This is a genomic window from Micromonospora sp. NPDC047074, assembly GCF_040643815.1.
Lineage (GTDB): Bacteria > Actinomycetota > Actinomycetes > Mycobacteriales > Micromonosporaceae > Micromonospora.
The window spans coordinates 24009-36333 of record NZ_JBEYVB010000055.1; the positions used below are offsets into that span (position 1 = coordinate 24009).

The window sequence follows — 12325 nt, forward strand, 5'->3', positions numbered from 1 at the left end:
TCGAGCGCGATCTCGCTAAGTGCTCGGCGACGGTTATCCACAGGGGTCAACGCGCGGCGAGGCGATCCGGCAGCGTGGACGGCATGTCGAAGGCGCCACGCCGGCCGCCACAGTTGCGCGGTCGGATCTTCCGCGGGTCCACCGCCATCTCCCGTGGCCTGCTCACCCGCAACGACCTGCGCAGTTCCGCCTGGCGTCCGCTGTTCCGCGACGTGTACGCGGATTCCCACCTCACGGTCACCCATCGCGACCGGTGCAGTGTCGTGACCCGTTGGCTGGTTCCGCGAGGCACCGCCATCGCCGGTCGCTCCGCCGCCGCCCTCCACGGGGTGGGCCAGGTGCCCGCCCACGAGCCGGTCGAGGTACTGACGCCGAGCCCGTTCCCCGGCGCACCGGACACGACCACACCGTCGACAGACGCGACCTCGGCGTCAGCGGACGCGACCAAATCGTCAACAGACGCGACCTCGGCGCCAGCGGACGCGACCCCGACATCAACGCCAGCGGCCGCACCGTCGACAGACCCGACCAGGGCGACGGACATGACCTCAGCAACGGCGGGCGCGATCCCAACGCCCAGGAGCGGGACCCCTACGTCGACGGGCGCGACCTCGGTGTCGACGGGCGCGACCTCGGTGTCGACGCGTGCGACCTCGGTGTCGACGCGCGCGGCCACGGCGTCGGGGCGAAGGGCTGACATGGCGCCCGGGCGTCGGCGTGGCCCGCTCACCGGGCTGCGGATCCATCGGGGCGAGATCGATCCTGAGGATGTCGTGGACCTCGCCGGCGTCCTGGTCACCTCACCGGCGCGTACCTGCTGGGACCTGGCCCGGTGGCTCGACCTGGTCGAGGCGGTCGTCGTCATCGATGGCCTGCTGGCGCGCCGGCTCACCGACGTGTCCGCCCTACGGGAGTACGCCCTCGCGCGCGCCGGTCGTCGGGGCTGGCGATCGCTGCTGCGCGCCGTCGACCTGGCCGACCCCGGGGCCGAGTCGCCGCAGGAGTCACGGACCCGGGTTCGCCTCGTGCTGGCCGGGCTGCCCCGGCCACGGACCCAGTGGGTCGTCACCGAGGGCGGTCGGTTCGTCGCCCGGCTGGACCTGGCCTGGCCGGAGTTCAAGGTGGCCGTCGAGTACGACGGGTTGTGGCACGACGATCCCGCGCAGTTCCACCAGGATCGCCGCCGGCTCAATCGGCTCGTCGGCACCGGCTGGATCGTGCTGCACGTGACGGCGAAGCGGCTACGAGAGGACTTCGACGGCTTCCTCGCGGAGGTCCGTGCCGCCCTGCGCTCCCGCGGACTCCGGCCCCACGGCTGAGCCCAAAGGCCGGGCCCAAAGGCCGGGCCCCAAGGCGAGGGCCCAAGGTGAGCCCGTCGCACCGGCATGATCGCGCTCGAACATGGAAGTAGTGGCCTTCCGCTGGGCGGAAGGCCACTACTTCAGGGAACGAGCGCACTTCCACGGAACGAGCGCACCCACGGAACGAGCGCACCCACGGAACGAGCGCACCCACGGAACGAGCGCACCCACGGAACGAGCGAACTTAAGGAACGAGGGTGCGGGCGGGGTCAGGCCGTGAGGTACTTCTCCAGGTCGTCGACGATCTTGTTGGCGGCGCCGACGCCGATGCCGGTCATCCAGATCTCGTCGGACACGACGTGCGCCTTGCCGGCCTTGACCGCGGGCAGTGCCTTCCAGAGCGTCCCGCTGGTGACCTTGGCCTGCTCGGCGGCGGACTTCTCGCCGTACGCGGTCACGAAGATGACGTCCCCGTCGACCTCGCCGATGCGCTCCGGGCTGACCCGGTCCATCCGCCGGTCCTCCTTGCCGGTCAACTGCTGCCGCTCGGGGCGCCCCAGGCCGGTGTCGCCGATCACGATGCCGGAGAACGAGTCCGGCCCGTACACGCGGATCTCGGTCGGCATGAAGCGGACGATGGAGACCTTGCGGTCGGCCGCATTGCCGAGCTTGGCGCCGAACTCCTTGGCCCGGGTCTCGTACGCGGTGAGCAGGTCCTTGGCCTGCTGCTCCTTGCCGAGCGCCTTGCCGTCGAGGAGGAAGTTCTCCTTCCAGGTGATGCCGACCTTCTCGGTGAAGACGGTCGGCGCGATGGCGGCCAGCTCGTCGTAGAACTTCTCCTGGCGGAACTTGCTGCCCAGGATCAGGTCCGGCTTGAGGGCGTTGATGGCCTCCAGGTCGGGCTCGGTGAGCACCCCGACCTCCTTGATGCCGGCGAGCTTCTCCTCGCCGAAGTAGGTCGGCCAGCTCCGTGCCTCGCCGGCGGTGGCGGCGCCGACCGGGGTGATGCCGAGGGACAGCGCGGTGTCGATCTTGTCGGTGTCGAGCACGACGACCCGCTTCGGGTCCGCCGGCACCTTGGCGGTGCCCATGGCGTGGACGATCTCCCGGGTCTCCCCGGCGGTGGTGTCGGCGACCGGGTCGCTCTCACCGCAGGCGGTGAGACCGACGCCGAGGGCTAGCGCCGCGGTGAGGGCGGCGGCGAGACGACGCATCAGATTCCTTTCGAGGGGTACGAGCCGGTGCGCGAGTTGACCGCGGGACCGGCGGAGGGGCGGGGCGCAGGCGTCGGCGCGCCCGCCGGGGCGGGGCCGACGGAGCCGGCCGCGTCAGTGGAGCCAGCCGGGCCAGCCGCGCCGGACGGGCCAGCGGAGCCAGCCAGGCCAGCCGCGCCGGACGGGCCAGCGGAGCCAGCCAGGCCAGCCGCGCCGGAGGGCCGGGCCAGCGAGGGGCTGGTGAGCGCGGGCACCACCAGGGGCGCCCCGGTCACGGGGCAGGGCACGACCACGCAGTCGAGCCCGAAGACGTCCCGGACCAGGTCGGCGGTGAGGATCTGCCGGGGCGGCCCGGCGGCCACCACGGCGCCGGAGCGCATCGCGATCAGGTGGTCGGCGTACCGGGCGGCCTGGTTGAGGTCGTGCAGCACGGCGACGACCGTGCGGCCCCGCTCGACGCGCAGCCGGTGCAGCAGGTCCAGCACCTCCACCTGGTGGGCGAGGTCGAGGAAGGTGGTCGGCTCGTCCAGCAGCAGCGCCTCGGTGTCCTGGGCGAGGGTCATGGCGATCCAGACGCGCTGCCGCTGGCCGCCCGAGAGGGTGTCCACCGGCCGGTCGGCCAGCCCGGTCACGTCGGCGAGCGCCATCGCCCGGTCGACGGCGGCGCTGTCGGACTCCGACCACTGCCGCCACCACCGCTGGTAGGGCTGCCGGCCCCGGCCGACCAGGTCGGCCACGGTCACCCCCTCCGGCACCAGCGGGCTCTGCGGCAGCACGCCGAGCCGGCGGGCGACCTCGCGCGTCGGCAGGTCCCGGATCGCGGTGCCGTCCAGCAGCACGGCGCCGCGCCGGGGGGTGAGCAGGCGGGCCAACGTGCGCAGCAGGGTGGACTTGCCGCAGGCGTTGGGCCCCACGATCACCGTGAACGCGTCGCCGGGCAGCTCAAGGTCGAGCCCGTCCAGCACGGTCCGCTCGTCGTAGCCGGCGACCAGATCACGGGTGGAGAGCATCACGCCTCCTTGCCAGGGTGGGACATCACGAGGACCGCCGCCGGCCACGGACCAGCAGGAAGATCAGGTACGGGCCGCCGATGGCGGCGGTCAGCACGCCGGCGGGCAGCTGGGTGGGGGCGAACAACCGCCGGCCGGCCAGGTCGGCCAGCACCAGCAGCAGCGCCCCGAGCAGCGCGGCGCAGACCAGCGGCGGGCGCTCGGCGCGGACCAGCCGGCGGGCCAGTTGCGGGGCGACCAGGGCGACGAAGTCCACCGCGCCCACCTGGGCGGTGACCATCGCGGCGGCCACCACCCCGGTGCCGGCGAGGCCGATCCGGCGGGCCACCGGGCGCAGGCCGATGCCCCGGGCGGTGTCGTCGTCCAGGGCGGTGCTGTTCAGCGCCCAGCCGGCCCAGGCGAGCACCGGCAGGAGCGCGACCAGGGTGAGGGCGATCCACAGGGTCTCGGTCCAGCCCCGGCCGGCGAGCGTGCCGATCAGCCAGATCTGCGCGCGCATCCCGTCGATCGGGTCGGCGGTGAGCATGACCACCTCGGTCAGGGCCCGCAACGCGAAGGCGACCGCCACCCCGGCGAGCACGAACCGCTGGGCGGCCAGCCCGTGCCGGGCGCCGAGGGCGAACAGCAGCACGGCGGCGACCAGGCCGCCGACCAGCGCCGCCGGGGCCACGAGCACCGCCGCGGCGCCGGTGGTCAGGGCCACCGTCGCGGCGAGGCCGGCGCCCTGGGTGACGCCGACCACGTCGGGGCTGGCGAGCGGGTTGCGGGCCACGCTCTGGATCAGCGTGCCGGCCACCCCGAAGGCCGCGCCGGCCACCGCGGCCAGCACCAGCCGGGGCAGCCGCAGGTCGAGCACGACCAGGTCGTACGGGGTGCCGGTGCCGGAGAGGGCGCGCAGCACGTCGGGCAGTGCGACGTACGGGGTGCCGAGGCAGAGGCTGAGCAACCCGGCTGCCAGCAGCAGCACCACCAGCGTCGCGGCGACCAGCACCGAGCGGCGGCGGACCTGCACGCTGACCGGGCCGAGGCGCACCAGTGCGCGACCGGGCAGGGCGGCGACGCCCGGGCGGGACCGGCGTACCGGCCGCTCGACGGTCGGGGCGGTCACGCCGTCACCACCTTCGCCCGGCGCACCAGGAAGGCCAGCAGCGGGGCGCCGACCAGCGCGGTGACGATGCCGGCGGGCACCTCTCCCGGCGGGGCGACCAGCCGGCCGACGACGTCGGCGCCGAGCAGCAGCGCGGGCCCGAGCAGGGCGGAGACCGCGAGCGTCCAGCGGTGGTCGGCCCCGACCAGCGCGCGGGCGAGGTGCGGCACGGCCAGCCCGACGAACGCGATCGGCCCGGCGGCGGCGACGGCCGCCCCGGTGAGCAGCACGGCGGCGATCCCACCGCCGATGCGGACCAGCCCGATCCGGTGCCCGAGGCCCCGGGCCACGTCGTCGCCGAGGGCGAGCGCGTCCAGGCCCCGGGCGACCAGGGCGGCCAGGGCGAGCCCGGCGAGCACGAACGGCAGCACCTGGCCGGCCACCGTGAGGTCGCGGCCGGTCAGCCCGCCGACCACCCAGAAGCGGTACTCCTCGAAGGTGCGGGAGTCGATGCTGAGCAGCGCGTACACCACCGAGGCGAGGCTGGCGTCGAGGGCCGCGCCGACCAGCGCGAGGGTGACCGGGCTGGCGCCGTCGCGGGCGCTGGCGGCGACGGCGAAGACCAGCAGCCCGGCGAGGAGCGCGCCGCCGATGCCGAACCAGACGTACCCGGCGAGGGTGCCCACGCCGAAGACGGAGATGGCCAGCACCACGCCGAACGAGGCGCCGGCGCTGATGCCGAGGATGCGCGGTTCGGCCAGCGGGTTGCGGGTGAGCGCCTGGAGGAGCACCCCGGCCACGGCGAGCGCCAGCCCGACGGCGAGGCCGAGCGCGGTGCGCGGCATGCGCAGGTCCCGGACGATGGTGGTGGCCTCGCCGCCGTCCGGGGCGACCAACGCGCGCCACACGTCGTCGACGGCGAGCGGCCGGCTGCCGAGCGCGAAGCTCGCCAGCACGGCCAGCAGCAGCACCAGTGCGGCAGCGACGGTGACCGCCACGCGGCGGCCGGCCCGGCCGCCGGTCCGACCGCCGGCCGGTGCCGGTCGGATGGCGAGGGTGGTCACGAAACTCCTGCACGTTCGCGCTTAGGGTCGCCTTACCGTAGCCGAACGGCCTGCCGTCGCCTAACTCGCGGGTGTCGATCCAGTCGGCGCTGACCTGGGCGGACGCGCCGGTTCCGGACAGTGACGGCCCGGACCCGCCCTAGGGTGTGGGCATGCGATTCGACCAGCACACCGTGGTGCTCCTGGCCCGGCCGGCGGAGGTGCCGGAGCTGCCGCTGGACGCGGCCGACCGGTTGCGCGACGCCCACCTGGCCCACCACGCGGGGCTGGTGGAGCAGGGGCTCGTCCTGGCGGCGGGCCCGTTCGTCGACACCGACGACGAAGGGCTGTGCGGATTCGTCGTCCTCTCCATCGCCCCGGAGGAGGCCCGCGAGCTGTACCACAACGACCCGGCCGTCCGGGCCGGCAGGCTGACCGCGCAGGTGATGAGCTGGATGGTGCCGGAGGGCAACGTGCGGTTCGAGAGCGTGCCGATGCCCCGGTCGATGCTGGAGGCCGCGGCCGGCGACTGACGGCCCGGGACGTCAGTCGGCCGGTCGCGGCGCGGGGACCGGGCCGGCGGGCCCGTCGAGCTGCTGGTCGGCCCAGACGTACGTCTCCGGCAGCAGCTCGGCGACGTGCACCACGCGCAGCGCGTCCATCGGGCCGACGATCACCCGGACGGTGGGGAAGTAGTCGCGCAGCACCTGCCGGCAGCGCCCGCAGGGCGGGATCACCCCGCGCCCCCGGTCGCCCACGGCGACGATCGTCTCCAACTCGGTGACGCCCTGGGTGGCGGCAGCGCCGACGGCGACCACCTCGGCGCAGGGGCCGCCGGTGAAGTGGTAGACGTTCACCCCGGTGAAGACCCGGCCGTCGGTGGTCCGCGCGGCGGCGGCGACCGTGTGGTTCTCGCTGCGGCAACGCAGCTTGGCGACCGCCGTGGCGGCCTGCACCAGGGCCCGGTCGGTGTCGCGCATCGTCATCCATCCCCCGTGGCCAAGGTCGGTCGGCGCCCTACTCTAGTCCGGCGGAGCGCCGCCGCGCGCCCCCTGCCGGACGCCGTTGACGGCCGTGACCGCGGGCGGGCGGGGGCGGTGCGGCGGTAACCCGGGGGCGGTCCGGCCGGCGGCTGCCTATCCTTGGCGACGACATGCAGAATCCAGCCGCACCCGCCGCGACCGACCCCGTCCGCGAGCTGCACCGCCGCCTCCGTCCGCTGATGTTCCGTGACCAGCGCCGCCTGCAACGGCGGCTGGACGGGGTACGCAGGCTGCGCGACCCGCAGCGCCGGGAGGCGGCGCTCGGCGAGATCGCCGCCGACGTGGCCCGCGCCGAGGCGGTGCTGGCGAGCCGGCGGGCCGCCGTACCGGTGGTCACCTATCCCGCCCAACTGCCGGTCAGCGAGCGCAGGGACGACATCGCCGCGGCGATCCGCGACCACCAGGTGGTGATCGTGGCCGGCGAGACCGGCTCCGGCAAGACCACCCAGTTGCCGAAGATCTGCCTGGAGCTGGGGCGCGGGATCACCGGGCTGATCGGGCACACCCAGCCCCGCCGGCTCGCGGCGCGTACGGTGGCGGACCGGATCGCCGAGGAGCTCGGCACCGAGCTGGGCGACGTGGTCGGCTACAAGGTGCGCTTCGCCGACCAGGTGAGCGACCGAAGCCTGGTCAAGCTGATGACCGACGGCATCCTGCTGGCCGAGTTGCAGACCGACCGGATGCTGCGCCAGTACGACACGCTGATCATCGACGAGGCGCACGAGCGCAGCCTCAACATCGACTTCATCCTCGGCTACCTCCGGCAGCTGCTCCCCCGCCGGCCCGACCTCAAGGTGATCATCACCTCGGCGACCATCGAGACCGACCGGTTCGCCCGGCACTTCGCCGGGCCGCCCACCGACGACCAGCCGGACGGCGTACCGGCGCCGGTGGTCGAGGTCTCCGGGCGGACGTACCCGGTCGAGGTGCGCTACCGGCCGCTGGTGGAGGTGGCCGAGGGCGAGGACGACGGGGAGGACGAGGAGAACGTCCGGGACCAGATCCAGGCCATCGGCGACGCCGTCGAGGAACTGGCCGCCGAGGGGCCCGGCGACGTCCTGGTCTTCCTCAGCGGCGAGCGGGAGATCCGGGACACCGCCGACGCGCTGGGCAAGCTGGTGGAGAAGAAGCCGGCGCTGCGCGGCACCGAGATCCTGCCGCTCTACGCCCGGCTCTCCACCGCCGAGCAGCACCGGGTCTTCGCCCCGCACGCCGGGCGCCGGGTGGTGCTCGCGACCAACGTGGCGGAGACCTCGCTCACCGTGCCCGGCATCAAGTACGTGGTGGACCCGGGCACGGCCCGCATCTCCCGCTACAGCAGCCGGCTCAAGGTGCAGCGGCTGCCGATCGAGCCGGTCTCGCAGGCGTCGGCCAACCAGCGCAAGGGCCGCTGCGGGCGCACCTCGGACGGCATCTGCATCCGCCTCTACGACGAGCAGGACTTCCTGTCCCGCCCCGAGTTCACCGACCCGGAGATCCTGCGTACCAACCTCGCCTCGGTCATCCTCCAGATGACCTCGATCGGGCTCGGCGACGTCGCCGCGTTCCCGTTCATCGACCCGCCGGACCGGCGCAACGTGGCCGACGGCGTCAACCTCCTGCACGAGCTGGGCGCGCTGGACCCGGCCGAGACCGACCCGGCGAGGCGGCTCACCCCGCTGGGCCGGCGGCTGGCCCAGCTCCCCGTCGACCCGCGGCTGGCCCGGATGGTCGTCGAGGGCGAACGCAACGGCTGCGCCACCGAGGTGATGGTGATCGCCGCCGCGCTGTCGATCCAGGACCCCCGCGAGCGGCCGGCCGACAGGCAGGCCCAGGCCGACCAGGCGCACGCCCGGTTCACCGACCGCGAGTCGGACTTCGTGTCGCTGCTCAACCTGTGGCGGCACCTGCGCGAGCAGCAGCGCGAACTGTCGTCCAGCGCCTTCCGCCGGATGTGCAAGGCGGAGTTCCTCAACTACCTGCGGGTACGCGAGTGGCAGGACATCGTCAGCCAGTTGCGCCAGGTGTTGCGTACCCCCGAACAGGGTGGCGGGCGACCGGCGCGGGAGGCCGGCGGTCCCGACGGCGGCGGCCGGCGGCGGGGCGGCGCGGACCTGCCGGAGGAGATCGACACCCCGAAGGTGCACCAGTCCCTGCTGGCCGGGCTGCTGTCGCACGTCGGGCTCAAGGACGCGCAGAAGCACGAGTACCTGGGTGCCCGGGGCGCGAAGTTCGCGCTCTTCCCCGGCTCGGCGCTGTTCAAGAAGCCGCCGCGCTGGGTGATGGCGGCCGAGCTGGTGGAGACCTCCCGGCTCTGGGGCCGGGTGGCCGGCCGGGTCGAGCCCGAGTGGGTCGAGCCGCTCGCGCAGCACCTGGTCAAACGCAGCTACAGCGAGCCGCACTGGGAGAAGAAGCAGGCGGCCGTGATGGCCTACGAGAAGGTGACCCTCTACGGCGTCCCGCTGGTCACCTCGCGCAAGGTCAACTTCGGCCGGATCGACCCGGCGCTGTCCCGGGAGCTGTTCATCCGGCACGCGCTGGTCGAGGGCGACTGGCAGACCCACCACCGGTTCTGGGCCGACAACACGCGCCTGCTCGCGGAGATCGAGGAGCTGGAGCACCGGGCCCGGCGCCGGGACATCCTCGTCGACGACCAGACCGTCTTCGACTTCTACGACGCGCGGATCCCCGCCGACGTGGTCTCCGGGCGGCACTTCGACGCCTGGTGGAAGCAGACCCGCCGGGAGCGGCCCGACCTGCTCACCTTCACCCGGGAGCTGCTGGTCAACGCCGACCGGGGCGGCGTGGACGAGGCCGACTACCCCGACGAGTGGTCCGCCGAGGGGGTGACGCTGCCGCTCACCTACCGCTTCGAGCCGGGCACCCCCACCGACGGGGTGACCGTCGACATCCCGCTGCCGCTGCTCAACCAGGTGCCGGCGGAGAGCTTCGACTGGCAGGTGCCGGGGCTACGCGAGGAACTCGTCGTCGCGCTGATCCGCTCGCTGCCCAAGGCGGTGCGCCGCAACTTCGTCCCGGTGCCCGACTACGCCCGCGCGGCGCTCGCCGCGATGCCGGCCGGCGAGGAACCACTGCTCGACGCGCTGACCCGGCAGCTGCGCCGGATGACCGGGGTGACCGTGCCCCGCGACGCGTGGGAGCTGGACCGGCTGCCGCCGCACCTGCGGGTCCGGTTCCGGGTGCTCGACGAGGAGAACAAGCCGGTCGCCGAGGGCAAGGACCTGCCGGCCCTGCAACGCCAGCTCAAGGCGGAGGTACGCCAGGTGGTGGCGGCGGCCGCGCCGGACGTGGCCCGCACCGGGCTGCGCGAGTGGAGCATCGACGATCTTCCTCGCACCATCGAGCAGGTCCGCTCCGGTTACGCCGTGACCGCGTACCCGGCCCTGGTCGACGAGGGCGACACGGTCGGGGTGAAGGTCTTCGACTCGCCGGCCGAGCAGGAGGCGGCGCACTGGGCGGGTACGCGGCGGCTGCTTCGGCTGACCGTCCCGTCACCGGCGAAGTTCCTGCAGGGGCGGCTCTCCAACGAGGCGAAGCTGGCGCTGAGCCGCAACCCGCACGGCGGTGTGCAGCAGCTCATCTCCGACGCCGCCGGGGCGGCCATCGACAAGCTGGTCGGCGACGCCGGCGGGCCGGCCTGGGACGCCGAGGGCTTCGCCGCCCTGCGGGAGAAGGTCCGGGCCGACCTGGTGGACACCGTGGTCGAGGTGATGGACCGGGTCCGCGGGGTGCTCGCCGCCGCGTACGCGGTGGAGCAGCGGCTCGGCAAGACGCAGAACCTGGCCGTGGTGGCGGCCCTGGCCGACATCCGGGCCCAGCTCACCGGCCTGGTGCACGCCGGGTTCATCACCGAGACCGGGTACGCCCGCCTGCCCGACCTGCTGCGCTACCTCACCGCGATCGAGCGGCGGCTGGACCGGCTGCCCGGCAACCCGCAGCGCGACAAGCAGCAGCAGGACCGGATCGCGGTGGTGCGGAAGGAGTACCAGGACATGCTCGCCGCGCTGCCGCCCGGCCGCCGGCAGTCCGCGGCGGTCCGGCAGATCCGCTGGATGATCGAGGAGCTGCGGGTGAACGTGTTCGCCCAGGCGTTGGGCACCCCGTACCCGGTGTCGGAGCAGCGGATCTACCGGGCGATGGACGACGCCGAGGGCCGCTGAGCGCGGGCGGCGGCGCGCCGGTCAGGACGCCGACGCCCCGCGCAGCACCCGGAGCAGCACCGGCGGGGAGAGCAGCCGGGCCGGCGGGTCGACGAGGTTCACCACCCGCAGGAACGCCGCGCCGAGCGCCGGGTCCCGGGTCGCCGCCGCGTGCAGCCGGTGGACGTACGCGTTGACCAGCCGCACCCTCGGCGAGCGTCGGCCGGGCACCTCGGGGAAGCGCAGGTCGGTGCCGACCGCGATGGACCACGGCCCGTCGATCAGCCGGGCCGCGCCCCGGAAGAACCGCCGGGCGAGCCGGTCCGGCGGGCGCCGCAGCAGCCGGCGCAACAGCAGCGCCTCCAGGGCGGCCACCGTGATGCCCTGGCCGTAGACCGGGTTGAAGCTGCACACGGCGTCGGCCACCACCAGGTAGCCGGCCGGGAAGCGGCGCAGCCGCTCGTAGCGCCGCCGCACGCTGGCCGGGAACTTCATCGTCGCCGGCGGGCTCTCCGGCCGTGCCGTCCGGAGCAGGTCGGCGATCTGCGGGGCGACGAGGCTCTCGGCGAAGGCGGTCATCCCCTCGTCGTCGACCGGCGGCTCCTCGCCGAGCATGCCGCTGAACGCCACCGCGAACCGGCCCTGCTCCTGCACGGCCACGATGCCGCCCCGGGGCTGGCCGGGCACGGCGTTGGTGAGCGCGCCGAGCAGCCCCTCCAGGTGGTGGAGCTCGCGCCGGTAGGTGCGGGTGACGTAGGTGACGCCGACCTTGACGCGGTCCTCCGGTGCCGGCGGGTAGCCCAGCTCGGCCAGCCAGACCGGGCTGCGGGTGCCCCGCCCGCCGGCGTCGACCACGAGGTCGGCCGCGACGGTGCCCGGCTCGCCGTCGCGGGGGCGCAGCCGCACGCCGGTGACCCGCGCCCGGTCGGCGGTGGTGGTCAGCCCCGCCACCTCGCAGCCCGCCACGATCCGCACCCCGGGCAGGGCGGCCACCCGCTCCCGGACGACCTGCTCCAGCAGCGGCCGGCTGACCCCGAGGGCGATCAGCGGCGACGGGGCGCGCCGCATCCGGTAGCCGTCGTTGTACCAGTGGACCTGCTCGTGCAGGTCCACCGTGGGCACGCCGCACGCCGTCAGCTCCGCCGAGATGCCGGGCAGCAACTCCTCCAGCGCCCGCCGGCCCCGGGCCAGCAGCACGTGCAGCTGCCGCCCCTGCGGTACGCCCCGGCGGCTCTCCGCCCGCTCGGGCAGCACGTCGCGGTCGACGAGGGTGACCCGGTCGTACGCCTCGGTGAGTGCGCAGGCGGTCAGCAGGCCGCCCATGCTGGCGCCGATCACCACGGCGCTGCCCGTTGCCATGCGGGCAGCGTAGGTGGGCCGACCGGGCCCGGTCGTCTTCCGTCGTGCGCACCTGCCGGGCGTGGGCTGGCGCGGTCCGGCGGCGTGCGACCGGCGCGGCCCGGCGGCACGGGACCGAGGTGGCCGGGC

General features: G+C 74.5%; 9 protein-coding genes and 1 pseudogene. 3 read left to right on the forward strand and 7 right to left on the reverse strand.

The genetic code is table 11. The features are described from left to right. Positions 1 to 46: 46 nt before the first annotated feature. On the reverse strand, positions 47 to 676 hold the full coding sequence (locus tag ABZ809_RS32595; protein ID WP_357566490.1) for a hypothetical protein: 630 nt from the start codon (positions 674 to 676) through the stop codon (positions 47 to 49). Positions 677 to 698: 22 nt separating this feature from the next. Between ABZ809_RS32595 and ABZ809_RS32600 the strand changes: the two genes are divergently transcribed. Continuing rightward, complete coding sequence (locus tag ABZ809_RS32600) at positions 699 to 1319, forward strand: DUF559 domain-containing protein (protein WP_357566491.1); 621 nt, start codon at positions 699 to 701, stop codon at positions 1317 to 1319. Positions 1320 to 1570: 251 nt separating this feature from the next. Here ABZ809_RS32600 and ABZ809_RS32605 read toward each other — a convergent pair whose 3' ends face one another. The 4 genes and pseudogenes from ABZ809_RS32605 to ABZ809_RS32620 form a co-directional block, all read right to left on the reverse strand. Beyond that, positions 1571 to 2515 (reverse strand): iron-siderophore ABC transporter substrate-binding protein, encoded by a 945-nt coding sequence (locus tag ABZ809_RS32605; protein ID WP_357566492.1) that lies wholly within the window; start codon positions 2513 to 2515, stop codon positions 1571 to 1573. Between the two features lie 245 nt (positions 2516 to 2760). Next, positions 2761 to 3525, reverse strand: a pseudogene (locus ABZ809_RS32610) (ABC transporter ATP-binding protein); the annotation flags it as partial. A 25-nt stretch (positions 3526 to 3550) separates the two neighbouring features. Further along, entirely contained in the window at positions 3551 to 4633 is a 1083-nt protein-coding gene (locus ABZ809_RS32615; RefSeq protein ID WP_357566493.1) for an iron ABC transporter permease, read from the reverse strand. After that, a complete protein-coding gene (locus ABZ809_RS32620; RefSeq protein ID WP_357566494.1) occupies positions 4630 to 5676 on the reverse strand; it encodes an iron ABC transporter permease in 1047 nt (348 codons plus the stop codon). Before ABZ809_RS32620 ends, ABZ809_RS32615 begins: the two co-directional genes overlap by 4 nt. A 152-nt stretch (positions 5677 to 5828) precedes the next feature. Here ABZ809_RS32620 and ABZ809_RS32625 point away from each other — a divergent pair, with 152 nt between their 5' ends. After that, complete coding sequence (locus tag ABZ809_RS32625; RefSeq protein ID WP_357566495.1) at positions 5829 to 6188, forward strand: YciI family protein; 360 nt, start codon at positions 5829 to 5831, stop codon at positions 6186 to 6188. A gap of 12 nt (positions 6189 to 6200) precedes the next feature. Here the strand turns inward: ABZ809_RS32625 and ABZ809_RS32630 are convergent, their stop codons facing one another. Then, complete coding sequence (locus tag ABZ809_RS32630; RefSeq protein ID WP_357566496.1) at positions 6201 to 6635, reverse strand: cytidine deaminase; 435 nt, start codon at positions 6633 to 6635, stop codon at positions 6201 to 6203. 173 nt (positions 6636 to 6808) lie between these two features. On the opposite strand from ABZ809_RS32630, the gene hrpA reads away from it, so the two are divergent. After that, the gene (gene hrpA, locus ABZ809_RS32635) at positions 6809 to 10858 is read left to right on the forward strand and encodes an ATP-dependent RNA helicase HrpA (protein ID WP_357566497.1); all 4050 of its coding nucleotides are present in this window, start codon (positions 6809 to 6811) and stop codon (positions 10856 to 10858) included. A gap of 21 nt (positions 10859 to 10879) precedes the next feature. Here hrpA and ABZ809_RS32640 read toward each other — a convergent pair whose 3' ends face one another. Next, complete coding sequence (locus ABZ809_RS32640) at positions 10880 to 12196, reverse strand: FAD-dependent monooxygenase (RefSeq protein WP_357566498.1); 1317 nt, start codon at positions 12194 to 12196, stop codon at positions 10880 to 10882. Positions 12197 to 12325: the final 129 nt, after the last annotated feature.